This is a genomic window from Rhodococcus ruber (assembly GCF_016804345.1).
GTDB lineage: Bacteria > Actinomycetota > Actinomycetes > Mycobacteriales > Mycobacteriaceae > Rhodococcus > Rhodococcus ruber.
Genome location: NZ_CP044211.1, coordinates 5,100,768 through 5,124,075, shown reverse-complemented (window position 1 = coordinate 5,124,075; position 23,308 = coordinate 5,100,768). Strand labels below are relative to the sequence as shown.

At 72.2% G+C, this 23,308-nt stretch carries 18 protein-coding genes; 11 read left to right on the top strand and 7 right to left on the bottom strand.

Annotation, left to right across the window (positions count from 1 at the left end):
- The first annotated feature begins 5 nt into the window (after window positions 1–5).
- The 5 genes from F1734_RS23405 to F1734_RS23385 all read left to right on the top strand — a co-directional run bounded on the left by F1734_RS23405 (window position 6) and on the right by F1734_RS23385 (window position 7,739).
- Entirely contained in the window at window positions 6–659 is a 654-nt protein-coding gene (locus F1734_RS23405; protein ID WP_225223230.1) for a LuxR C-terminal-related transcriptional regulator, read from the top strand.
- A gap of 89 nt (window positions 660–748) precedes the next feature.
- The gene (locus tag F1734_RS23400) at window positions 749–3,619 is read left to right on the top strand and encodes an AfsR/SARP family transcriptional regulator (RefSeq protein WP_238424044.1); all 2,871 of its coding nucleotides are present in this window, start codon (window positions 749–751) and stop codon (window positions 3,617–3,619) included.
- Between the two features lie 53 nt (window positions 3,620–3,672).
- The gene (locus tag F1734_RS23395; protein WP_064066270.1) at window positions 3,673–5,082 is read left to right on the top strand and encodes an FAD-binding oxidoreductase; all 1,410 of its coding nucleotides are present in this window, start codon (window positions 3,673–3,675) and stop codon (window positions 5,080–5,082) included.
- Between the two features lie 61 nt (window positions 5,083–5,143).
- A complete protein-coding gene (locus tag F1734_RS23390; RefSeq protein WP_017681937.1) occupies window positions 5,144–5,818 on the top strand; it encodes a DUF1707 SHOCT-like domain-containing protein in 675 nt (224 codons plus the stop codon).
- 73 nt (window positions 5,819–5,891) lie between these two features.
- Window positions 5,892–7,739 carry a DUF2339 domain-containing protein gene (locus F1734_RS23385; protein WP_064066271.1) on the top strand — a complete coding sequence of 616 codons (1,848 nt, stop codon included), beginning with the start codon at window positions 5,892–5,894 and terminating at the stop codon, window positions 7,737–7,739.
- Between the two features lie 52 nt (window positions 7,740–7,791).
- Here F1734_RS23385 and F1734_RS23380 read toward each other — a convergent pair whose 3' ends face one another.
- The 3 genes from F1734_RS23380 to trmB are packed head-to-tail and all read right to left on the bottom strand — an operon-like array spanning window position 7,792 to window position 12,404.
- Window positions 7,792–10,923 carry an MMPL family transporter gene (locus F1734_RS23380; protein WP_102031631.1) on the bottom strand — a complete coding sequence of 1,044 codons (3,132 nt, stop codon included), beginning with the start codon at window positions 10,921–10,923 and terminating at the stop codon, window positions 7,792–7,794.
- Window positions 10,924–10,932: 9 nt separating this feature from the next.
- The gene (locus F1734_RS23375) at window positions 10,933–11,625 is read right to left on the bottom strand and encodes an NYN domain-containing protein (protein ID WP_010593540.1); all 693 of its coding nucleotides are present in this window, start codon (window positions 11,623–11,625) and stop codon (window positions 10,933–10,935) included.
- Window positions 11,622–12,404, bottom strand: coding sequence for a tRNA (guanosine(46)-N7)-methyltransferase TrmB (gene trmB, locus F1734_RS23370; protein ID WP_172603663.1), 783 nt, complete (start codon window positions 12,402–12,404; stop codon window positions 11,622–11,624). Before trmB ends, F1734_RS23375 begins: the two co-directional genes overlap by 4 nt.
- A gap of 144 nt (window positions 12,405–12,548) precedes the next feature.
- Between trmB and F1734_RS23365 the strand changes: the two genes are divergently transcribed.
- From F1734_RS23365 to F1734_RS23350, 4 genes are all read left to right on the top strand, one after another.
- Window positions 12,549–13,193 carry a hypothetical protein gene (locus tag F1734_RS23365; RefSeq protein ID WP_040274909.1) on the top strand — a complete coding sequence of 215 codons (645 nt, stop codon included), beginning with the start codon at window positions 12,549–12,551 and terminating at the stop codon, window positions 13,191–13,193.
- A complete protein-coding gene (locus F1734_RS23360; protein WP_010593537.1) occupies window positions 13,193–14,632 on the top strand; it encodes a hypothetical protein in 1,440 nt (479 codons plus the stop codon). Before F1734_RS23365 ends, F1734_RS23360 begins: the two co-directional genes overlap by 1 nt.
- A gap of 10 nt (window positions 14,633–14,642) precedes the next feature.
- Entirely contained in the window at window positions 14,643–14,987 is a 345-nt protein-coding gene (locus F1734_RS23355) for a DUF6802 family protein (protein WP_010593536.1), read from the top strand.
- A gap of 278 nt (window positions 14,988–15,265) precedes the next feature.
- Window positions 15,266–17,095, top strand: a complete 1,830-nt coding sequence (locus tag F1734_RS23350) for a phosphoenolpyruvate carboxykinase (GTP) (RefSeq protein ID WP_010593535.1) — start codon at window positions 15,266–15,268, stop codon at window positions 17,093–17,095.
- Between the two features lie 78 nt (window positions 17,096–17,173).
- Here F1734_RS23350 and F1734_RS23345 read toward each other — a convergent pair whose 3' ends face one another.
- Window positions 17,174–17,650: a VOC family protein gene (locus F1734_RS23345; RefSeq protein WP_064066765.1), complete on the bottom strand. Its 477-nt coding sequence runs from the start codon at window positions 17,648–17,650 to the stop codon at window positions 17,174–17,176.
- A gap of 251 nt (window positions 17,651–17,901) precedes the next feature.
- Between F1734_RS23345 and cysK the strand changes: the two genes are divergently transcribed.
- Both cysK and epsC read left to right on the top strand, forming a co-directional pair.
- Window positions 17,902–18,837 (top strand): cysteine synthase A, encoded by a 936-nt coding sequence (cysK, locus tag F1734_RS23340; protein WP_003939081.1) that lies wholly within the window; start codon window positions 17,902–17,904, stop codon window positions 18,835–18,837.
- 7 nt (window positions 18,838–18,844) lie between these two features.
- The gene (gene epsC / locus F1734_RS23335) at window positions 18,845–19,423 is read left to right on the top strand and encodes a serine O-acetyltransferase EpsC (RefSeq protein WP_010593533.1); all 579 of its coding nucleotides are present in this window, start codon (window positions 18,845–18,847) and stop codon (window positions 19,421–19,423) included.
- A gap of 105 nt (window positions 19,424–19,528) precedes the next feature.
- On the opposite strand, the gene F1734_RS23330 is transcribed toward epsC, so the two are convergent.
- From F1734_RS23330 to F1734_RS23320, 3 genes are read right to left on the bottom strand one after another with little or no spacing between them, the layout of a single operon-like run.
- Window positions 19,529–20,977 (bottom strand): aldehyde dehydrogenase, encoded by a 1,449-nt coding sequence (locus F1734_RS23330; RefSeq protein ID WP_010593532.1) that lies wholly within the window; start codon window positions 20,975–20,977, stop codon window positions 19,529–19,531.
- A gap of 11 nt (window positions 20,978–20,988) precedes the next feature.
- The gene (locus F1734_RS23325) at window positions 20,989–22,146 is read right to left on the bottom strand and encodes an Rv3169 family protein (RefSeq protein ID WP_064066766.1); all 1,158 of its coding nucleotides are present in this window, start codon (window positions 22,144–22,146) and stop codon (window positions 20,989–20,991) included.
- Window positions 22,143–23,288: a phosphotransferase family protein gene (locus F1734_RS23320; RefSeq protein ID WP_017682248.1), complete on the bottom strand. Its 1,146-nt coding sequence runs from the start codon at window positions 23,286–23,288 to the stop codon at window positions 22,143–22,145. The genes F1734_RS23325 and F1734_RS23320 overlap by 4 nt, the downstream gene beginning before the upstream one ends.
- Between the last annotated feature and the right edge of the window lie 20 nt (window positions 23,289–23,308).

Sequence of the window (23,308 nt, the reverse complement as noted above, 5' to 3'; positions counted from 1 at the left end):
CGGTGATGGTCGTCGACGACCACCCGATGTGGCGCGACGGCGTCTCGCGGGACCTCGACGCGGCCGGCTTCCGGGTCGTCGCCACCGCCGACGGCGTCGGTGCGGCCGCGCGCCGGGCCGCGGCGGTGCAGCCGGCCGTCGTGCTGATGGACATGACGCTGCCCGACGGCACCGGCACCGAGGCCACCGTCGCCGTGCTCCGGGCCTCCCCGGCCAGCCGCGTGCTGGTGCTGTCCGCGTCCTCCGAGCGGGACGACGTCCTCGGGGCCGTGAAGGCCGGTGCCTGCGGGTACCTGGTCAAGAGCGCGTCGGCCGCCGAGCTGGCCGAGGCCGTGCGGGCGACCGCTGCCGGGCAGGCGGTGTTCACGCCCGGCCTGGCCGGTCTGGTCCTCGGCGAGTACCGCCGCATGTCCTCCGGCGAGTACCGCCGCATGTCGTCGGACTCCGGCCGGCGCGCCCCCGCCCCGCCCACCCTCACCGAACGCGAGACCGAGGTGCTGCGGCTCGTCGCGAAGGGACTGTCGGCCAAGCAGATCGCCGCCCGGCTCACCCTCAGCCACCGCACGGTGGAGAACCACGTCCAGGCCACGCTGCGCAAGCTGCAGCTGGCCAACCGCGTCGAGCTGACCCGGTACGCGATCGAACAGGGACTGGACTAGCGCACCGGGCGTCACCGGTCCTCTAGAATTCGACCGCTTCCGCAGTCCGGTTGCGGCGGTGGCGTGCTCGATCGAAAGGCGGAGCGCGGATGACTACCCCTGGCGTGGCGCTCGGCGTACTCGGAGGCTTCGCCGTCAGCGTCGACGGACGACCCGTCGACCTCGGTGGCATCCGGCAGCGCGCCCTGCTCGCCGCGCTCGTCGTCGCGTTCCCGGGCGACGTGTCGGGTGAGCGGCTGCTCGAGCAGGTCTGGCACGACGTCGACGACCCGAAGACGAGCTCGCTGCACTTCGCCGTCTCCAAACTGCGCGACCGGCTCAGCCCGCAGCGGCCGCGCGGGGACGAGGGCGTGATCGTCCGGGAGGGCTCGCGGTACCGGCTCGCCGTCGCCGCCGAGCAGATCGATGCCGTCCGGTTCACCGACCTCGTCGCGCGGGGCGACCGGCTGCGCGAGCAGGGCGCCGCTCAGGCCGCCGCCGAGGCGTACGCGACAGCCCTCTCGTGCTGGCGCGGGTCGCCCTACGCCGACGTCGCCGACGCCGAGTTCGTGCGCCCCGAAGTCGCCCGGCTGACGGCGGTCGAGTTGCGCACCCGCAAGGCCCTGCTGCAGATCCGGCTGGACCTGGGCGGCGCCGACGTCGTCGAGACCGCCGAGCGGCTCGTCGCCGCGCACCCGCTCGACGAACGGGCCTGGGAACTGCTGGTCGTCGCCCTCTACCGGGCGGGCCGGCAGGCGGACGCGCTGGCGGCGCTGCGCCGCGTGCGCACCGTGCTCGACGGTGAACTCGGCATCGAACCGGGCACCGGACTGCGCGAACTCGAAACGGCGGTGCTGCGGCAGGACGACGCGCGGCTGCTCGGCACGGCGATCCCGCCGGCGGCCGCGGCCCCGCGGAACCCGAACTCCACTCTGCCGTGCCCACGCACCGCCCTCGTCGCCCGCGGCCGTGAACTCGCGGAGGTCGGTGCGGCGGTGGCCCGGGAACCGTTGGTCACGCTCGTCGGCCCCGGCGGGGTCGGCAAGACACGTCTGGCGGTGGAGGTGTGCCGCCACGGCGGTGAACGCCGCGCCGACGGACCGTGGTTCGTGGACCTGGGGGCGGTGCGCGCCGACGCGCTGGTCGCCGCGACCGTGGCGGCAGCCCTGCAGATCCTCGGCCCCGGAACCGTCGATCACCTGGCGACGGTCCTCGCCCCCCGCGAGTTCGTCCTCGTCCTGGACAACTGTGAGCACCTGCTCGACGGGGTCGTGGAGCTGGTGACGGCGCTGCTCGAGCGCTGCCCCGGCGTGCGGATCCTGGCGACGAGCCGGGAGCCGCTCGGCCTCGACGGCGAATGGGTCTACGAGGTGCCGCCGTTGGACGAGGACGCGGCCGTCGAGCTGTTCGGCGTCCGGGCCGCCGGGGTGGTGCCGGGCTGGACGATCCACGACGCGGTGACCGAGCCCGTGCGCCGCATCTGCACCGAGCTCGACGGGATCCCGCTGGGCATCGAGCTGGCGGCGGCACAGCTGCGGGTGCTGTCCGAGCAGCAGATCGCGGAGGGGCTGAGCGACCGGTTCGCGCTGCTGCAGGGCGGCTCTCGCACCGCTCCGCCTCGGCAACGCGGACTCGCCGACGCGATCGAGTGGAGCTACCGGCTCCTCGACGACGAGCAGGCGCGGTTGCTGCGCGAGGTGGCGGTGTTCGCCGGCAGCTTCGATCTCGAGGGCGCCGCCGCCGTGCACGGCAGCGCGCCGCCGCTGAGCGTCCTGCCGCCGCTGACCGCCCTCGTGCGACGGTCGCTGCTACGCGTGGAACCGGCGTCGTCGCCGCGGCGGTACTCGATGCTGCAGACGATCCGGGAGTTCGCCCTGGAACGCGTGGACGCGTCCGAACGGGACCGGACCGCCGTCGTGCACCGCCGGTTCGTGCTGCGGCGGGCCCTCGCGGCGACGCCGCACCTGCGCGGCTCCCGGGCGCGGCAGACGTTCGACGCCCTGACGGCGGACATCGCCGAGCACCGGGCCGCGGCGGCGTCCGCCGCAGCCGCCGGCGACGCCGTCTACCTGCTCGAACTCGCCGGAGCGCTCTACTGGTTCTGGTACCGGCGCGGGCACATCCGGGAGGGCCTCGGGGTGATCTCGGCGGGGCTCGGGGCGGTGGAGGGGTCCGCCGCCGTCGTCCCGGATGCGACCCTGTCGTCGGCGCTGACCGGACTGGGCGGACTCACCTACCTGGCGGGCGACCCGGCCACCGCGGCGGCCGCGCTGCTCCGGTCCGCCGAGACCGCGGCGCGCACCGGCGATGCCGTCACCGAGGCATGGATGCGCTCCTGGTGGGCGTACTGCTCCGCGATCACGGGACCGTCCGAGGAGTTCCTGCACGCGGCCCACGAGAGTGCCGACGTCCTGCGCCGGGAGGGTGCCGTGTGGCAGCGCGCCGACGCGCTGCTCATCGAGGGCATGATCCTGCGCTTCCTCGGCCGGCCCGAGCGGGCCCAGCAGGTGTTGCGCGAGGCCGTCGAGACGGGCGAGCGCTGCGGCCACGGCTGGGCGGTCGGCTCGGCGTCGTGGACCCTCATGCGCACCGCGATGGACGTCGGGGACACGGATGCGGCGCTCGACGCGGTCCGGGTGATGCAGCCGGTTCTCGAGGCCGAGGGTGACGTGACGTCGTGGCTGGTACTCGTCCACAGCGCCGCGGCCCTGGTGGCCCGGCTCGGCACACCCGACGTCGGCGCGATGCTGCTCGGCGCGGTCCGTGCCCTCGGTGGCCGCATCGGCTTCCTGCCCGAGGTGATGGATCCCGTCGACGGGCCGCGCGAGGTGGCGGTCGTCCGCGATGCGCTCGGGGGGACCGAGTTCGAACGGTACGTCGGTCTCGGCGCCGGCCTGGACCGCGCGGAGGTGAGCGCGCTGCTCGACCGGCTGTGCCGGACGGGGCACGTCGGTGCCCAGCCGGAGCTAAGCGGCCGCTAAGCCCCGTTCGCTGTCCTGGTGGGGACCCCGAGTCGTCCCCACCGAGGAGCATCATGTCCCACCAGCCGTCCCCGACCCTGGCCGCCACGTCCGTCGCCGACCGCCTCCGCACCGCCGTCGCCGGCGCGGTCCACGCCCCCGACGACGAGGGTTACCGCCTGTCCGCCACCGGCTTCAACGTCGCCACCGTGCACCGCAGCGCCGCGGTGGTGGTCGCCTCGAGTGCCGCCGACGTCGCCACCACCGTCCGGATCGCGGCCGAGTGCGGACTGACCGTCGCGGTGCAGGCCACCGGCCACGGCGCGGCCCCCGCACCGGAGAACAGCATCCTCGTCGACACCGCCCTCCTCGACGGGGTGAGCATCAACCGGGCCGAGCGCACCGCCACCGTCGAGGCCGGGGTCCGCTGGCGGCAGGTGCTCGATGCGGCCGCCCCGCACGGGCTGGCACCGCTGGCCGGGTCGTCGCCCGACGTCGGCGTGGTGGGGTACACCCTCGGCGGTGGTCTCGGACCGATCGCCCGCACCCACGGCTTCGCGGCCGACCGGGTGCTGCGGATGGAGGTCGTCACCGCCGACGGACAGCTGCGGCGGGTCACCCCCGACGAGGAACCCGACCTGTTCTGGGCGCTGCTCGGCGGCGGCGCGGCGTTCGGGATCGTCACCCAGATGACCTTCGAGCTGCTCCCCATCCAGACCCTCGACGGCGGCGGCCTCTTCTACGACATCGCCGACGCACCGGCCGTGCTGCGCCGCTGGCGGGACTGGATCTCCGCGGCGCCGATGTCCGTGTCCAGCTCGCTGGCGATCGTCAACTTCCCGCCCCTGCCCGTCCTGCCCGAGCCGCTGCGCGGCCGCACCGCCGTGCACGTGCGGTTCGCGCACGTCGACGACCACGAGGACGGGGTGGAAGTGCTCGCCCCGATGCGGGCGGCGGCCACCCCGATCCTCGACACCGTCGCCGAGATCGTGTACCCGGCGCTGGGCTCGATCCATGCCGACCCCACCGATCCGATGCCCGCCGCGGAACGTTCCGTGTTGTTGCGGGAACTCCCGGACGCCGCCCTCGACGCCCTGCTCGCGGTCGCCGGTCCCGCCGGCGGGCTGCCGATCGCGTTCGCCGAGCTCCGCGCGATGGGTGGCGCCCTGAGCGCTCCGCCGGAGACCACCAACGCGGTCGGGGGTCGCGACGCCGCGTTCAATCTGTTCACGGTCGGTGTGCTGGCGCCGCCCGTCGCCGACGCGGTGCCCGGTGCCCTCGAGTCCGTCGTCGAGGCACTCGCGCCGTGGGGAACCGGGGGCGCGTCGACGAACTTCGCCGGCGCGGCGGACGGTGTCCCTGCCGCTCGGGTGGCGAGGGCGTGGACCCCGGCCCAGCGTGCGCGGCTCGCCGGGATCCGCGCGGCCTACGACCCCGCCGGGGTCTTCGCGTCCGCGGCGCGGTGGCCCGCCTCGGCGGTCTGAGCCCGACGATTCCTCGCTTCATGATCGTCCGGCAAGCGCGGCAGCGCCTACCCTGTCGATCATGGAGTCGAGGGATCTGCGTGTTTCGGACGCCGAGCGCGAACACGTCGGAACGTTGCTGCAACGGGCGGTGGGGCAGGGGATGCTGTCGCTGGGGGAGTTCACCGAGCGGATGGACACCGCGCTGGCCGCGAAGACCCGCGGAGAACTGAACGCCGTGCTCGTCGACCTGCCCGGCGTGCAGGTGCGGCCCGAATACCTGCCGCACCCCGCCCAGCCCGGTCCCGTCCCGGCGCCACCCGTGCCCGGCCCGGGGCATTCCGCCCCACCCGTGTCCGGCCCGGTGTATCCCGCGCCGTCCCCGCACATGCAGGTACCCACCATCCGTGGCCGGATGTCCACCCTCAGCCGCAAGGGCCGGTGGGAGGTGCCACCGGTGCTGCGGCTCGACACCCTGATGTCCTCGGTGACCCTCGACTTCACCGAGGCCGTCATGCGCACCCAGGTCGTGCGGATCCAGGTCGACGACTACCTCAGCTCCCTCACCCTGATCGTCCCCGCCGAGGCCACGGCCGACATCAACGGTCTCGACACGGTCGCCGCGAGTGCCCAGTCGAAGGTGCGCAACGGACCCCCGTTCGGTCCGCTGCACCTGATCGTCGACGGGACCGTCCGCCTCGGTTCCGTCAACGTCAAGCACCCGCTGGGGACGACCCTACGCAAACTGCTGGGCTAGGCAGCAGTACCCGAGCCGCATGTGCGGTAGTGATACTCATGCCCACGGACGCCGGGCCGCGGACCATGTAGGCATGAGTACGCCGACTCCGCCCGGTCTCGATCCGCGGCTCGTCGCCCAGCTGTCCGGCGAGTGCTACGCGCTCGAACAGCACCTGCACGCCGTCGGCGCGCACGTCGCACACCTACGGGCCCAGCTCGACCGCCTCGCTGTCGTACCGGCGCCCGTACCGGCCCCGACCCCGAGCCCGGTGCCGGCCCCGCCGCCGGCGCCGTCCATGACGCGGACCCCGCCGCCACCCCGACGGCCGGTCCCGCCGGTGGCCCCACCGAAACCGTCGGCACCGGCGCGGGAACCGTGGTGGCAGCGCGACGGCGTGATCAGCCGCCTGCTCGCCGTCGCCGGGGTGGCGGTCACCCTCATCGGCGTCGTGATGCTGCTCGTGCTCGCCGCACAGGCCGGGATCTTCGGTCCCGTGCCCCGCGTCGTCTCCGGTGCGGTGCTGTCGGCCGCGCTCGTGGCTGCCGGGATCCGGGTGCACCGCCGCGAGGGCGGACGCGTCGGCGGGGCCGCCCTGGCCGCGACCGGTTTCGCGGGCGGCTACCTGGTGGTCTTCGCCGCGACCGCGTACTACCGGTGGGTGCCGGCGGTCGTCGGTCTGGCCGCCGCGCTCGTCGTCGCCGGCGCGGGCGTCGCGCTCGCGGTGCGCTGGTCGGACCGGATCCTGGCCGTGCTGCTCGTGCTCGGTGCCGCACTGCTCGCCCCGGTCCTGTCGGAGGGCGACCCGCTGCCGCTGCTCGGCTTCCTGCTGGTGTTGCTCGTCGCGAGCTTCCCGGCCCAGTGGCAGCGCAACTGGGCGCTGCTGCATCTCGCGCGGGTCGTGCCGATCGTCGCGGTCCTGCAGGCGACGATCGGCGGGGGCGAATTAGCCGACCGCGGCGAGCAGGCCTGGCTGGTCGGATTCCCGGTGGCGGTGGCCGTCTTCGTCGCCGGCACCGCGGTGCTGCTGCTGCGCCGGGACCCGGGCGACGTCGTCGCCGCGGTGTGCCTGGCGGTCGCGGCACTGCCGCTGCTCACGGTCGGAACAAGGCTGGACCGGTGGCCCGCCGTCGCACTCGAAGCCACGGCCGCCGCCGGGTACCTCGCGCTGTTCGCGCTCGCCGGCCCCCGGTCGCGCCCGCTTCGGGTGGCGTCCGCCGCGGTGGCGGCGTTCGCGCTGCTGCACGCATGCCTCACCGGTGCGAGCCCCGACGCGGCCGCCACCGTCCTGCTCGCCGTCGCCGCCGGTTATGCAGGCGCGGCCGCATCGATGCGCTCACGTCTGCTGTTCGTCGCCGGCCTCGGCTTCTGGGTGCTCGGCGGCGCGATGTTCTACGACGGGGCCGAAATCGAGAATCTCACCGACCGGATGCAGGCGGTGGACCGCCTCGACGTGACCACGCTGGTCACGTCGGTCCTGCTCGCCGCGGTCACGCTGCTGTTCGCGTGGACGGCGACACGACTGCATCTCGTCCGGGACCGGGGCGTGCCCTGGGTGTGGAGCGGCGCGGCGCTCGTGGTGCTGTACGCGGTGACCACCGCCCTCGTCACGGCCGGCGTCCTCCTGGGCGGCGCGGATGCGGGGTTCGTCGCCGGGCACGCCGCCGCGACCATCTGCTGGATGATCGCGGCGACCGCGATGCTGGCGTTCGGTCTCGCCCGCACCGAGTATGCGCATGCCGCGCTGGCCGCCGGGCTGTCGCTGACCGGTGCCGCCCTCGCCAAGCTCTTCCTCTTCGACCTCGCCGCCCTCGAAGGGGTGTGGCGGGTCGTCGCCTTCATCGTCGTGGGCCTGCTACTGCTCGCGGTCGGCACCCGCTACGCCAAGGCGTTCGCCGGCCGGGAAGCCGGCTCGTCGGAGTCGGGGCACGACGCGGACTGATCCGTGCGGGTCAGTCGCGGCCGGTCAGTCGCGGCGGGTCAGTCGCGGCGGGTCAGTCGCGGCGCTGCCGCGCGATCAGTTCGCTCACGCTGATCGACTGGCTGTTCTCGGCTCCGCCGTGCCGGCCGCCCTGCGCGTGCTGCTCGTCGGCCTGCGCCCGCTGGGCCGGGGCGTCGTCGGTGGGGGCGCCGGTCTCCGCCGGCGGTGTCGTCTGCGTCCGATCGCCGGTGACCGGCTGATCCGCCGTCCGCGGATTCGCCCGGCGCAGCTGTGAGAGCCAGTTCTCGATCGCCTGCGGGTCCCGGACGGGTGCGCCGGAAGAGCGCGGTTGCGGCGGTTGTGGACGCACGTAGGTCTGCGTCACCGGGGGTGGCACGTCGCCGCGTTGCCGACGGGGCAACGGGGGCGTGGCGGGCCGCCCCGCGGGGGAAACGCCGCCCGGCTCGCCGCTCGGGGCCGGGGACGGCGCCTGCGGATCCGGGGCCTGCTGCGGGCGGGGCCGCTGGGGCAGGGGACGTTGCGGCAGCGGTTGCGGCGCCTGCGTCGGCTCGGCGCGCGGTGGCCGCGGTTCGGGTGCCGGCGGACGGGGACTGTCCTGGGCGGGCGGACGGGGACTGTCCTGGGCGGGCGGACGGGGACTGTCCTGGGCGGGAGCCGGCCGGGGTGGCGTCGGTGCCGGGATCCGGCCCGACGGATTCTGGGCCGCCGGTTGCTGCGGCCGTGCCGGCGAGGCCGGGGCGGCACCGGTCGGGCGGCGGGGCGGCCGGTCCCGATCCTCCGGTGCCCGTGCCGGGGGCTCCACCGGGCGTGAGGGGCGCGGCGGCGCCGACCGGCGGACGGGCGGCTGGAGGTCGCGCACGCGTCGCTGTTCGGCGGCCGAGCGGGGTGCGGCGATCTTCGGCAGCGGCTGCGTCATCGGATCGTCCAGGGCGACGCCGGCGACGGTCGGCAGTCGATGCGATCCGGTGGCTGCGACGGTGGCCGGGCCGAACATGCCGACGGTGATCAGCTCCGGCACGTCCTGCGGCATGAGCTCGTTGTCGAGGATCGGTTCGGCGAGCCCGATCTTGGCCTGGATGCGTTTCATCCACGCCGGCGCCCACCAGCAGTCGTCGCCGAGCAGTTTCATCGTCGCCGGAACGAGCAGCATGCGGATGACGGTGGCGTCGATGATCAGGGCCGCGATCATGCCGTAGGCGATGTACTTCATCATCACCAGTTCGGAGAAGCCGAAGGCACCGGTCACGACGATCAGGATCAGCGCTGCGGCCGTGATGATGCGGCCGGTGTGGGCCGTGCCGATCCGGATGGACTCGGTGGTGCTCGCCCCCTGCGAGCGGGCTTCGACCATGCGGGAGAGCAGGAACACCTCGTAGTCGGTGGACAGGCCGTAGATGATCGCGATGATGAGCACGAGCACCGGCGACATGATGGGGCCGGGGGTGAAGTTCAGTGGGCCGGCCCCGTGGCCGTCGATGAAGATCCACGTGAGGATGCCCAGGGTCGAGCCCAGGCCCAGGGCGCTCATCAGCGCCGCCTTGATCGGCAGCACCAGCGACCCGAAGGCCAGGAACATCAGCAGGGTCGTGAGCACCACGACCACCGTCACCATCAGCGGCAGCGTGTTCATCAGGGCGGCGATCGAATCCTGCTCGATCGCCGGTGTCCCGCCGACGAGTACCTCCACGCCGTCGGGCCACTGCGCCGCATGCAGGTAGTCGATGGTCTCCGCGGAGTTGTTGCGGTCCTCGAGGCCGGCCTTGACGACGCGGACGCCGTCCCGGGCGGGGCCCTCGATGGTGAACTTCTCCACCAGGCCGGGGGCCGAGCTGGCCGTCTGGATGATCTGGTTGAGGTCGCCCCCCTCGGCCCCGCGGACGACGATGCGTACCGGCTCGGCGCGCTGGCCGGGGAACAGGTCGTCGAACTGCTCCTGGGCGAGCCGTGTCGGATGGTCGGGCGGCAGGTAGGTCTCGTTGATGCCGCCGAACTTGATGCCGGTCAGCGGCACGATGAGCAGCAGCAGGCCGATCACGGTGGGAATCGTGACCTTGAGCGGGTTGCGCATCACCCAGCGGGTGATGCGTCCCCAGATGCTGTTCTCGATCTGTTCGTTGGACTGGATCTGCCCGAACCGGGACCAGCCCCACTTGTCGATGTTCCTGCCGAGGATGGCCAGCATGGCGGGCAGCAGTGTGATCGAGGTGATCGCCGCGAGGGACACCGTCGCGATCGCGCCGTAGGCGACGGACTTGAGGAATCCCTGCGGGAACAGCAGCAGGCCGCCGAGGCTGGTGACGACCATCGTGGCGGAGAACACCACGGTGCGTCCCGCCGTCATCACCGTGCGCCGGATCGCGGCGGGCGTGGCGTAACCCTCGGCGAGTTCCTCCCGGAACCGGGACACCATGAACAGGCCGTAGTCGATCGCCAGACCCAGGCCGATCAGGGACACCACCGGGGCGACGAACGAGTTCACCTCGGTGAAGTTCGTGATGAGCCGCACGATGCCGTTGGCGGCGACGACCGTCAGTCCGCCGGTGATCAGCGGCATCGCGGCCGCGATCACGCCGCCGAAGACGAAGAACAGCAGGATGCCGACCGCCGGAATGGCGAGCAGTTCCATGCGCTTGATGTCCTGCGCCATCGTGTCGTTGAGGGCGCCGGAGATCGGTTGCAGGCCGGCGAGCTGCACGTCGACCCCGTCGATGAGGAACTCGTCCTTCACGTCGCGGAAGTTGTTGGTCAGCTCGGTGTCGTTGTCACCGGCGATGGCGATCGACGCCACCGCGTGCTGCCGGGACTCGTCCGCGAGGGCGGGCACCGCGGGCGCCCCGTTGGTCGGCCAGTACGCGCCGTTGATCTTCAGGATCTGCTCGGAGTGGTCCTCGACCAGCGAGTTCAGGCTGTCCTTGACCTTCGCCGCGAACTCCGGATCGTCGACCGTCCGGCCCTCCGGCGCCGTGTACAACGCGAGGACGTCGCCGTTCGTGTCCCGGCCGAAGGTTCCGTCGGCCAGCTTCGCCGCGGCGACGGACTCCGAGCCGGGATCGTCCCAGCCGCTCTGGCTGAGATGATCGCTCAGGCCCGCGCCGTACCCGGCGAGCCCGAGCAGACCGGCGACCATCACCGCGATGACGGTGAAGCGCGCGCGGTGGACGAGCTCTCCCCAGCGGTCGAACACGAAACTCTCCTATTCGGCCACGCTCTTGCGGCCCACGAGCAGGGCGGACAGCGGTCGGAACGGCTGCAACCAGGCGCCCTCGTCGGGCAGCGAGTCCAGGCTCACGCGTGGCAGCGGCTCGCGGAACACCCCCGGGATGTCCTCGAGATCGAGGAAGTCGAGCACCTCGGACGTGACCGCCCAGCTGGCGTGCTCGCGGAAACCGAGGACCTGCACCGCCACGCCGGTGGCGGCGATCTCCTCGAGCGGTTCCCGGAACGCCTGTCCGTCGGCGGAGGCGACCATCACCCCCGCCAGACCCTCACTGCGTCGCAGCGCGATGTGCCGCAACATGTCGGAGTCTACGTCGCTGTCCTCGTCGATCTTCGGCTTGGCGAACACCGCGAAACCCACGTTGCGCAACGCCTCGACCCACGGGCGCACCACGTCGGCGCTGCCCGGCGCGATGTTCGTGAACACCGTCGCCTCGGGTTCGAGGGTGGCCGTCGTGGTGCGGGAGAGTTCGGCCGTGCGGCTGAGCAGCCACCGTCCGAGCGCGTCGAACCGCGGCCGGTACGCGGCGGTGGGCCGGCCACCCAGAATGGCACCGAGACCCATGTCCAGGTTCGGGGCGTCCCACACGAGCAGCACCCGCTCGCGCCGCTCGGTGCCGTCCGCCGTGGGAGCCGCGGACACGTCGGACAGTTCTTCGTGGACGCTCATGCCCTGATCTTCCCCCACACGAGCTCCGTGATGCTGCTGCCCACCCGCTGCGCCTTGTCCTCGAACTTCGTGACGGGGCGTTCGTGGCTGATGGGGGAGTCCCAGTCGAGGCTCGTCAGCAACGGCTCGGCGTTGCCCGCCTCGGCGATGGCTTCGGCGTACTCGGCGTGGTCGGTCGCCACGTGCAGCACGCCACCCGGCTGCAGCCGGCTCGCGATCAGGGCGAACGTCGGCGGCTGCAGGAGCCGGCGCTTGTGGTGGCGGGCCTTGGGCCACGGGTCGGGGAAGAACACCCGCACTCCGGTCAGCGACTCGGGCGCCACCATGTGCTCGAGCACCTCGACGGCGTCGCCGCGCAGGATCCGCAGGTTCCGGATCGGCGTGTCGGTGTCGTAGGTGCGCTCGATCTGCTGCAGGGTCTGCGCGATCCCGGGCTTGTAGACCTCGACGGCGATGAGGTTCACGTGCGGTTCGGCGCGGGCCATCGTCACCGCGGCGGTGCCGGTGCCGGAGCCGATCTCCAGCACGACCGGAGCCGAACGGCCGAACCAGGCGTCGACGTCGAGCCGGTCGTCGCCGACGTCGCGGCCCAGCTCGGGCCAGCAGCGGTCCCACGACTCCTGTTGCGGAAGCGTCAGCGCACCCCGCCGCGAGCGGAAACTCGTCACCCGCGGGTACAGACGGTTTCCTCGGGTCGGGCCCTGCTCCAGCGTCTCGGTCGTGTCCAGATCGGCGTCGTTCACCCGACCATTGTCGCGTATCGACGGAGTGTGTGGCAGGAGGGACTGATGTGACCACAGTGTTTTCTCAGGGTGCCCTGGGTTTTCTCGGGGTGTCCCGGGTTTTCTCGGGGTGCCCCGCCCCGGGCCGCTGCCGTCGGCGGCCCCCTCTGCCAGAATCGGCGGCGACACACGGGGGTGGTCATGGTGGGGGATGCGGGGGCCGCGCACGCTCGGTGGCGGCAGATCGTCGAGGACATCGGCCGGTTCGACGCCGGAGCCGGCCGACAGGCCCAGTGCGCTCTCGAGCGGCACGACGCCCCGCTGCGGGTGCAGATCGCCGGCCGCGGCGGTGCGGTCCGTCCCACCCTCCGCACCGCCGTCGAGTCGGCGGTCGCGACGGTCGCGCACGTCGAAGCCGCGCACGTCGAAGCCGCGCACGTCGAAGCCGCGGAACTCGACTCGCCGGACCGGCCCGAACCGGTCCTCGACGCGGACGTCGTCCTCCTCGTCCTCGCCGCGCGGGCACACCCCGCCGATCTGGCGGCCCTCGCCCGCTCCGCGGATCCGGCGGCACCGGTCCCGGGCCGCGACGAGCGCCTCGTCGTCGTGCTCGATCGGACCGAGGGACTCGACGACGCCGACGCCGCGTTCGCCCGTGCCGCCGCGCAGGTGCGACGGCCGGTCCTCGCGCCCGGGTCGGCGCCGGCGGCGGTGGCCGACCGGCTCGGATCCGCGCGCCGCCGCCGGGCCGCCGCGCTCGCCCGCGACCTGGCCGGCATCGCGGCCGGCCCGCGGGCCCGCGACGTCATCGAGGCCGCCCTCGACGATCTCCTCGGGACGGCGTGATGAGCCCGGCCGACGTCGGCGACGTCGTGCGCCGCTGGAACCCGGACGGATGGACGCGGCTGCACGCACCGTCGGGCCCGCCGCGGGTCCGGGTCGCCGGGGTGGACGGCTGCGTTTGCGCAGCGCTCGTCGACGAACTCTCCGCGCTCGACGCGGCCCCGGAGTACGTCCGTGACGGCCGCGCGACCGTCGTGCTGACGGTGTTCGAGGCCTCGGCCTACCTCGGCCGGACCGAACTCGCCGTCCTCGAGTCCGCCGGACGGGGCGCCGGCCGCGTGGTGTGCGCCCTCACCGGCATCGACGCACACCCGGACTGGCGGGAGGTGCACGAACGGGACGTCGCGCTGCTGCAGCGGCACGCGCCCTGGCTCGGTCCGGTGACCCTGCTGCCCGTCGGGACGTCGCTCGCCGCCCGCGCCCGCGTCGTCGGCGGCGACGCGGGCGCGGTGCTGCGGCTCGAATCCGGGATCGTGGACCTGCACGAGGCCCTGACAGCGGCGCTCGTCGCGGGCCCGCACACGGACCGGGCCCTGCGCACCGCCGTCGTCGCCGAGACCCGCCACCTCGTGGCCCGCGCGGCCGCCGAGTTGCGCGCCGGCGACGACACCGCGGCGCTGCGCGCCGAACGGGCGCGGTGGAGCCTGCGCGCGTCCACTCCCGCCGACGACGGCGGTCTCCGCGCCGAGCTGCAACGGGCCCGTCTCGACACCGCACAGGCCGTCTCGGCGGCCGTCCGGGCGGCGTCCGCCGAGGTCCGCGACGCCCTCGAGTCGGTGGACCCGGCGCGCGTGCCGGACCTGCTCGGCGACGCGGTGCGCGACCTGTACGTCCGGGTGGATGCGGTCGTCACCGCGCGGCTGGCCCGCATCGGTCCGGCCGAACAGCGACCGGACGGACCGCCGGTGGCGCCCCCGCGTCTCGCGCCGCCGTCCCCGCGACGTTCCGTGGAGGACCGCCTCACCGTGGTGATCGGTGCTTCGGCGGCGGCCGGGCTGGGGCGGGTCGCGGTGTCCCCGCTGTCCCTGGTGCCCGGGCTCGAGCTGGCGACGGTACCGCTGAGCCTGCTGCTCGGCGCGGCGGCGGCGTGGTGGCTGGTGCGGATCCGGCGCCGGCTCGCCGAACGGGACCGGATGCGCCGGTGGGCGCTCGAGGAACTCGTCGACGTGCGGGCCGAGCTCGAGGCAGTCGCGCTCGAGCGGATCGTCGACGCCGAGGCGCGGCTCGGGGCCGCCGTCGCCGCCGGGCGCGCCGCCCGGATCGCCGCCGCCCGGGAGCGCATCGCCGCCGTCGACGACGAACTGCGACGTCGCGCCGAGGACCGGGCCGGGAAGCTGGTGGCCTGCGAGCGCGATCTCGCGGTACTCGCCCGGGCGGGAACCGGAGGCCGGGCGGGCGCGTCCAACGCGATGACGGCGTCCGACGGTGTGACGCGGGAGTGAGGAGCGCACGATGGTGGACGGTTCGATCGGTATCGACGACGGGGAACCCGACCCACCCGCCCCGGGACGTCCGGCGTTCGTCCCGGGACTGGCCCCGGCGCTGCTCGACCCGGCCGGTCCGGGTGCGCTGCCCCCGGCCGTGGACGTCGACGGCGACGGGTTGCCCGAGACCGTCACGTTCACCACCGCGGAGGCTCTCGTCGTCGCCTCGGACACCGACGCCGACGGCTGGTTCGACCGGGTCACCGAACTCGGCGACGACGGACGGTTCGGCGTGTGGCAGTTCCGGCGCGACGTCGACGGGGCAGAGTCCTGGACCCGGATTGACGAAGGTCACCTGGACGGGGGAAAGTGAGGCAAATCGCCTGTGCCGGGAGGGTGTGATGCGGGTACGCTGTCGCCCCTCTGAATCGTTTCTGTGACATTTCCGACCGGCCCCGATTGCCATCACCCCGAAGTCCGGCGTTAACCTCTATGAATAGGACATCCGGCGCCCGCCTCGTCCGTTCGGCCACGGAGGAAGCGGGTGGTACCCCTGCCGAGAGGGGGAGTCCGGGTCCGCCGCTGGTCCCTGGGACGGTTCGTCGCAGGTCGGGGGAGGGATCCGGTTCCGGCGCACCCCAGGAGAGTTTGATGACCTCAGTGACCATTCCCGGTCTGAACGGCACCGACGGCACACCCCCGACCCAGCATGCCGAGCTGCTCGCATGGGTCCAGGAGGTCGCCGAACTCACTCAGCCGGACCGGGTCGTCTGGGCCGACGGGTCCGACGAGGAATGGGACCGGCTGACCACCCAGCTGGTCGAGGCGGGGACCTTCACCCGCCTCAACGACGAGAAGAAGCCCAATTCCTTCCTGGGTAACTCCGACCCGTCGGACGTCGCGCGCGTCGAGTCGCGCACCTTCATCTGCTCGCGCAACGAGGTCGATGCCGGACCGACCAACAACTGGATGGATCCGGCCGAGATGCGGGCCACCATGACCGAGCTGTACCGCGGCAGCATGCGCGGACGCACCCTCTACGTGGTGCCGTTCTGCATGGGCCCGCTCGGCGCGGACGACCCGAAGCTCGGCGTCGAGATCACCGACTCGGAGTACGTCGTCGTCTCCATGCGGATCATGACCCGCATGGGTGCCGCGGCTCTGGAGAAGCTGGGCACCGACAAGCCGTTCGTCAAGGCCCTGCACTCCGTGGGTGCGCCGCTCGAGCCCGGCCAGAAGGACGTGCCGTGGCCGTGCAACGACACCAAGTACATCACCCACTTCCCGGAGGACCGCGAGATCTGGAGCTACGGCTCCGGCTACGGCGGCAACGCCCTCCTCGGCAAGAAGTGCTACTCGCTGCGGATCGCGTCGGCCATGGCGCACGACGAGGGCTGGCTCGCCGAGCACATGCTGATCCTCAAGCTGATCTCGCCGGAGGACAAGGCCTACTACATCGCGGCCGCGTTCCCCAGCGCCTGCGGCAAGACCAACCTTGCGATGATCCAGCCGACCATCCCGGGCTGGCGCGCCGAGACCCTCGGCGACGACATCGCCTGGATGCGCTTCGGTGAGGACGGCCGCCTGTACGCGGTCAACCCGGAGTACGGCTTCTTCGGCGTCGCGCCCGGCACCAACCACGGCTCCAACCCCAACGCCATGAAGACGATGGAGGCCGGCAACACGCTGTACACCAACGTCGCGCTGACCGACGACGGCGACGTGTGGTGGGAGGGGCTCGAGGGCGATCCGCAGCACCTCACGGACTGGAAGGGCAACGACTGGACGCCCGAGTCCGGCACCCCGGCCGCGCACCCGAACTCGCGGTACTGCACCCCGATGTCGCAGTGCCCGATCCTCGCCCCCGAGTGGGACGATCCGCAGGGCGTGCCGATCTCCGCGATCCTGTTCGGCGGTCGCCGCAAGACGACCGTGCCGCTGGTGAGCGAGTCCCTCGACTGGCAGCACGGCACCTTCCTCGGCGCGACGCTGTCGTCCGAGCAGACCGCCGCCGCGGAGGGCAAGGTCGGCACCGTCCGTCGTGACCCCATGGCGATGCTGCCGTTCATCGGGTACAACGCCGGCGACTACCTGAACCACTGGATCAACATCGGCAAGTCCGCCGACTCGGACAAGCTGCCGAAGATCTTCTACGTGAACTGGTTCCGTCGCGGTGACGACGGCCGTTTCCTGTGGCCGGGCTTCGGGGAGAACTCCCGTGTGCTCAAGTGGATCGTCGACCGTATCGAGCACCGGGCCGGTGCCCAGTCCACGCCGATCGGCTTCGTGCCGTCGGCGGCGGACCTCGATCTCGAGGGCCTCGACGTCGACCGCGACGACGTCGACGAGGCCCTGAAGGTCGACGTGGCGGAGTGGAAGGAAGAGCTGCCCCTGATCGAGGAGTACTTCGAATTCCTCGGTGAGAAGGTGCCCTCCGGCATCCGTGACGAGTTCGAGGCCCTGAAGCAGCGCCTCGGCTGACGCCTGACCGACCGAATGTCACATCGGATCGCTTGGATCGATCCGATGTGACATTCGGCGTTTCAGGGTGCCGGTTGCTCAGGACGACCGGCTCGTGAGCCATTCGTCGATGCGACGTCGTGCCTCCTCGGGCGCGACGTCCTCGACCCGCGTCATGATCGCCCACCGGTGCCCGAACGGGTCGAGGATCGTCCCGAACCGGTCGCCGGTGACGAATGTCGACGGTTCCTCGAAGACCTGCGCCCCTTGCTCGACGGCGCGGGTGAACGTCGTGTCGACGTCGGTGCAGTACAGCACGTAGGAGTGGTCGACGACGTTCGTCCCGTCCGGGGCGCGCAGGCCCATGGCCGGCGCGGGGTCGCTCAGCTGGAGCCGGCCGCTGCCGAAGTCCAGTTCGGCGTGCGCGATCGTGCCGTCGGGCCCGTCGGTGCGATCGACGACCTCGGCACCGAACACGGTGCGGTAGAACTCGACGGCGCGGGCCGCACCGTCCACGACGAGGAACGGGGTGAGGGCGGTGTAGCCGGTGGGAATCGGTTTCACGGAATGCGTCATGCGACCAGTCTCGCGTCGTCACCGTCCGCAGTATTGGACGTTTCCGACATCGTTCGCCCGGCCCACGGACCGAATGTCACATGGGTTCGATTCGATCGAAGCCATGTGACATTCGGTCCGTTCCGCGGCGACGGGTTCGCGGTGGCACGCTGTGCGGCTCCCCACGTGAATCGGGCATCCGGCGGAATGATGCAATAGGTGACGACGGAACCAATCCGGTCGGCACTGCGACCGGGAGGAGGATCGGGCCCATGAGCGGTATCTACAACAATGTCACCGAGCTGGTCGGGCGAACCCCGATCGTGCGGCTGAACCGGCTGACCGAGGGGCTCGACGCCCAGGTCGCGGTCAAACTCGAGTTCTACAACCCGGCCAACAGCGTCAAGGACCGGATCGGCGTGGCGATCATCGACGCGGCCGAGAAGTCCGGCGAGCTGCGGCCCGGGGGGACGATCGTCGAGGGCACCAGCGGCAACACCGGCATCGCGCTGGCGATGGTCGGTGCCGCGCGCGGCTACAAGGTCATCCTGACGATGCCCGAGACGATGTCCACCGAGCGGCGGGTGATGCTGCGTGCGTTCGGCGCCGAGATCGTCCTGACCCCCGGCTCCGAGGGCATGGCCGGGGCGGTGTCGAAGGCGGAGGAGATCGTCGCGAAGACCGAGAACGCGATCCTCGCCCGCCAGTTCGCGAACCCGGCGAACCCGGAGATCCACTACAACACCACCGGTGAGGAGATCTGGAAGGACACCGGCGGGGAGGTCGACATCTTCGTCGCCGGCATCGGCACCGGCGGCACCATCACCGGTGCGGGCCGCAGGCTCAAGGAATACAAGCCGGAGGTGAAGATCGTCGGCGTCGAGCCCATCGATTCGCCGATCCTCACCGGCGGGCAGCCGGGCCCGCACAAGATCCAGGGCATCGGCGCGAACTTCGTGCCCGACGTGCTCGATCGCGCGGTCTACGACGAGATCGTCGACGTCTCGTTCGACGACGCCGTGCGCGTGGGCCGGGATCTCGGTACGCAGGAGGGCATCCTCGGCGGCATCTCGTCCGGCGCGATCGTGTGGGCGGCGCTGGAACTGGCGAAGCGCCCGGAGAACGCCGGCAAGCTCATCGTCGCCGTGGTCTGCGACTTCGGCGAGCGGTACATCTCCACTCCGCTGTTCGAGCACATCCGGGACTGAACGAATCGTGAGTGTTCTGCGCACCCTCCGGGAAGACCTGCAGGCGGCCCGGGGCCACGATCCGGCCTCGCGTGGTGACATGGAGAACGCCCTCGTGTACTCGGGCCTGCACGCGATCTGGTCGCACAGGCTGGCACACCGGATGTGGGCGCGACCGGCGCTGCGGGGACCGGCTCGCGTCCTGGCGCAGTTCACCCGCTTCCTCACGGGCATCGAGATCCACCCCGGCGCGACGATCGGCCGGCGATTCTTCGTCGACCACGGCATGGGCGTGGTGATCGGGGAGACCGCCGAGATCGGCGACGACGTGATGATCTATCACGGCGTCACGCTCGGCGGGCGGTCGCTGGCACGGACCAAGCGGCACCCGACCATCGGCAATCGGGTCACCATCGGCGCGGGGGCGAAGGTCCTCGGGCCGGTGGTGATCGGCGACGACGTCGCGATCGGCGCGAACGCGGTCGTCACGCGCGACGTCCCCGCCGACTCGATCGCCGTCGGCATCCCGGCGACGATCCGGCCCCGCAAGTCGCACGAGGAACTCGTCGACCCGGCGTGCTACATCGATCCCGCGATGTACATCTGACGTCTGCCGCCGCGTGACGGCCGCAGGTCGCGTGACGGCCGAATGTCACATCGGGTCGATTCGATCGACGCGATGTGACATTCGGCCGAAGCCCGCGAGAGTCCGTCAGGCGCCGTAGCCGGGCGGGTACAGCACCGACTTGGTCTCGCAGAACGCCTCGACGCCCTCGGGGCCGTTCTCCCGTCCGATGCCGGAATTCTTGTAGCCGCCGAACGGTGAGCCCGGATCGAAGGCGTACCAGTTGATGCCGTAGGTGCCGGTGCGCACCCGCGACGCCACCTCGAGGCCCTTGTCGACGTCGGTGGTGTAGACGGAGCCGGCGAGGCCGTAGTCGGAGTCGTTGGCGATCTTGATCGCCTCGTCCACGCTGTCGTAGGGGATCACGCACAGCACGGGGCCGAAGATCTCCTCGCGCGCGATGGTCATGGAGTTGTCGACGTCCGCGAAGATCGTCGGTTCGACGAAGTACCCCTTGTCCAGGCCTGCGGGCCGGCCGCCGCCGAGCACCAGTCGCGCGCCTTCCTCCTTGCCCGTGGCGATGTAGCCCTCGACGCGGTCGCGCTGCTTCGCGGAGATCAGCGGTCCGAGTTGCGCCGCCGCGTCGTCGGGCATGCCGACGGGGAAGAACGCGGCGGTCGCCACCATCTTCTCGACGACCTCGTCGTAGCGCGAGCGCGGCGCGAGGATGCGGGTCTGGCCGACGCAGGCCTGCCCGGTGTTCATCAGGCCGGACATCACGAGCATCGCGATCGTCGAGTCGAGGTCGGCGTCCTCGAGGACGATGGCGGCGGACTTGCCGCCGAGCTCGAGTGAGCAGCGGGTGAGGTTGCGTGCTGCGATCTCGCCGATGTGCTTGCCGACGGCGGTCGAGCCGGTGAAGGTGATCTTGTCGATGTCCGGATGCGCGACGAGGTACTCACCGGTCTCGGCGCCGCCCGGGACGAGGGAGAGCACGCCTTCGGGCAGGCCCGCCTCGGCGAAGATCTCGGCGACCGCGTTGGTGGTCAGTGGCGACTCGGGCGCGGGCTTGAGCACGACGGTGCAGCCGGCGAGCAGGGCCGGGCCGAGCTTGTTGATCATCAGGAACAGCGGCACGTTCCACGCGATGACGGCGGCGACCACGCCCACGGGTTCACGCGTCACCCGGGAGCGTCCGAAGGCGCCGGTGCGCTCCTCCGTCCACGGAAACGAATCGGCAAGGCCCGCATAATAGTTGATCGTCGCCAGCGACGGCGTCACCTGCATCATCTGCACCGAGGCCGGCGGCTGGCCCATCTCGGCGGACAGCGACGCCGCAAGGTCGGCGCTGCGTTCCTCGATCAGCTTGGCGGCCTTGGCGAGCACCTGGGCGCGCTCGGACGGCGAGGTGCGGGGCCACGGTCCGTCGTCGAAGGCGCGACGGGCGGCGGCGACGGCGGCGTCGATGTCCTGCGGCCCGGCGACCGGCACGGAACCGACGCGTTCCTCGGTGGCCGGCGAGAACACCTCGAGGCGCTCGTCGGTGGATGGGGCGGCCCAGCGTCCGCCGATGAAGAGCTTGTCGTAATCGGTCATGTCACCTTTCCTCAACGATCTTCGGTTGCGCACTTGTCCGACCGGGCGGGGTGGGTGTCGACGAACCCGGTGAAGCCGTACTGCCGGTGCGGTCCGATCACGGCGACCTCGAACAGTCCCGTGCCGACGGCGTCCGACCCGGTGATCCGGAACCGCGCGAGATGGTCGGTGGGGCAGAACAGCAGCAACGCCGGGTCGATCTCGCGGACGTCGCGGCGCAGCGCCTGCACCACCAGCTCGCCCTGCCACATGCCGTGCCGCCAGTCCTGCTCGAGCCCGTAGCCGGTACCGACGGCGAGCAGGTTCGGCACCAGCAGTTCGCAGTCGACGGTCACGACCTCGGACCCGGGCCGGTGGAACGTCAGCACCGCCCCCGTGACGTTGCGGGTGCCCGGCGCGAACACCAGCCGGTGCTCCGGCCGGCCCAGCCACTCGGGCTCGGCGCCGGGCCGGATCCGGATCGCCTCCTCGACCAGACGCCGACCCTGGTCGTCCTCCTGCACGATCGTGACGAGCGTGTCGTTCTCGAACTGCATCACCGAGTAGATCCAGAAGAAGCCGGGCGTGCCCTCGTGCGCCTTGCGTCCGGGCGGCTCCGGTTCCCCGACCGGGCGCACGCCCCACGAGCGGTCGCGGTTGCCGAGCCACGTGCGCGGATCCACGTGCCGCGTCTGCCCGTCGACCGTGAGGGTGCCCGACCATCGGCCGGATTGGACGAACCGTGACGTGTCCATGACGACGCGCTCGAGCTGGCGCAGTCGCTGCGGTGTCTCCTCGGTGGCCGGGACGGTGCCCTCGAAGGTGAGATCGAAGGAGAGGTCGGCGGTCTCGGCGTGGCCGGGTTCGAGGACCACCCGCAGCCGCCGCAGCCCCTCGAGCACCTCGACGCGCAGCGGTCCGACGGCCGTGTCGGTCCGATCGGTGCCCAGTGCCTTCGACGCCCGGACGACGAGGTGGTCGTCGCCGCGGCGCAGCACCGCGAAACCGTCGGCCACACCGAGATTCGGGTACTGGCCCATGCCGACGATCAGGAACAGGTCGGCGGTGTCGGCGGGGTAGCAGTTGAAGTAGTACCGGTCGTAGAAGTTGCGGTCGGACGTCGCGACGCGCCGGATCGGTTCGGCCGTCTGGTGGACGGGGTAGTCGTCCAGGGGGGACAGGGAGCTCACGACGCCGACCCCTGCCGGTCGGTGCCGTCGAGCATCGCCTCGAGGGTGGCGCGGTGCATGATCGCGTCGTCGGGGTCGTGGGGTGGCTGCGCCTGCCCGAAGTGCACCGCGCGAGTGTGGATGCGCAGCATGATGATCGCGTGCTGCAGCGCCGCGTGGACGGTGTAGAAGTGCAGGTCGCGCGGGACGTGACCGGTGCGCTGCGCGTACGTGCGCGCGACGTCGTCGAGACGCAGGAAGCCCGGCAGACCCGGGAGCCCGGCGGAGGCGGCGATGTCCTCGAAGAACCGGTGCAGGAACGTCATCCAGGCCAGGTCCATCTCGCGGGCGCCGAGGGTGGCCAGTTCCCAGTCGAGCACCGCGACGGGCCGGAACCCGTCGAAGAGGATGTTGCCGATCCGCGCGTCGCCCCAGCACAGCACCGCGGGGGAGGGGTCGTCGGGACGGTGGGCGTCGAGCCAGGTGAGCGCCCGCTCGACGAGCGGGGAGCGGGGGCCGCCGGTGCGGGTGGTCCATTCGTAGTAGGCGCGCTGACGCTCCAGGTGCGCCCGGACGGCGTCGGCGACGGTGCCGGCCGGTCCCAGCCCGGCGCTCGCCGGCGGGACGTCGTGGACACCGGCGAGCACCTCGACGCAGGCGTCCTGCATGGCGGCGCGCTCGGTGTCGCCGGCCTCGGTGACCCAGGAGCCGAAGTTGTACGGCATGACGTCCGGCGGTACGCGACCGGCGACGCGGGTCATGACGAAGAACGGGGCCCCGAGCGGGGCGGGGTCGGGTTCGTACCAGTGCACGGCCGGGACGGGGACGCGGGAGTGCTCGGCGACGGCGCGCATGACACGGGCCTGGCCCTCGAGGTCATAGGTGGGGAAGACGGGCACGGCGGTCTCGGCCGGGGCGACGCGGGCGACCAGCGGACGGTCGGTGCCGTCCCAGCGGGCGTCGAACAGGAGCGTCTCGCTGGACATGCCGGTGGTCTCGGGGATGTGCACGTTCTCGACGACCGGGTCGGTCACCTTCGTCGCGAGCCACGATCGCAGGTTCTCCCGGACCTGCTCGGGATCGCGCCGGGAGTCGCTGGGCCGCGCGACCTCGGCGTCGTGGCCGGCGGCGCCGGACGTCGACGCGGCAGGATCGATGCTCACGCGCTCTCCTTCCGGCCACC

Bases quoted from the DNA above. Each gene is read 5' to 3' on its own strand.
- F1734_RS23350 (WP_010593535.1), top strand. From the start codon at position 15,266: ATGACCTCAGTGACCATTCCCGGTCTGAACGGCACCGACGGCACACCC.
- F1734_RS23400 (WP_238424044.1), top strand. From the start codon at position 749: ATGACTACCCCTGGCGTGGCGCTCGGCGTACTCGGAGGCTTCGCCGTC.
- F1734_RS23330 (WP_010593532.1), bottom strand. From the start codon at position 20,977: ATGACCGATTACGACAAGCTCTTCATCGGCGGACGCTGGGCCGCCCCA.
- F1734_RS23385 (WP_064066271.1), top strand. From the start codon at position 5,892: ATGAGTACGCCGACTCCGCCCGGTCTCGATCCGCGGCTCGTCGCCCAG.
- F1734_RS23390 (WP_017681937.1), top strand. From the start codon at position 5,144: ATGGAGTCGAGGGATCTGCGTGTTTCGGACGCCGAGCGCGAACACGTC.
- F1734_RS23395 (WP_064066270.1), top strand. From the start codon at position 3,673: ATGTCCCACCAGCCGTCCCCGACCCTGGCCGCCACGTCCGTCGCCGAC.
- cysK (WP_003939081.1), top strand. From the start codon at position 17,902: ATGAGCGGTATCTACAACAATGTCACCGAGCTGGTCGGGCGAACCCCG.
- F1734_RS23355 (WP_010593536.1), top strand. From the start codon at position 14,643: ATGGTGGACGGTTCGATCGGTATCGACGACGGGGAACCCGACCCACCC.
- F1734_RS23405 (WP_225223230.1), top strand. From the start codon at position 6: ATGGTCGTCGACGACCACCCGATGTGGCGCGACGGCGTCTCGCGGGAC.
- F1734_RS23345 (WP_064066765.1), bottom strand. From the start codon at position 17,650: ATGACGCATTCCGTGAAACCGATTCCCACCGGCTACACCGCCCTCACC.
- F1734_RS23375 (WP_010593540.1), bottom strand. From the start codon at position 11,625: ATGAGCGTCCACGAAGAACTGTCCGACGTGTCCGCGGCTCCCACGGCG.
- F1734_RS23360 (WP_010593537.1), top strand. From the start codon at position 13,193: ATGAGCCCGGCCGACGTCGGCGACGTCGTGCGCCGCTGGAACCCGGAC.
- F1734_RS23365 (WP_040274909.1), top strand. From the start codon at position 12,549: ATGGTGGGGGATGCGGGGGCCGCGCACGCTCGGTGGCGGCAGATCGTC.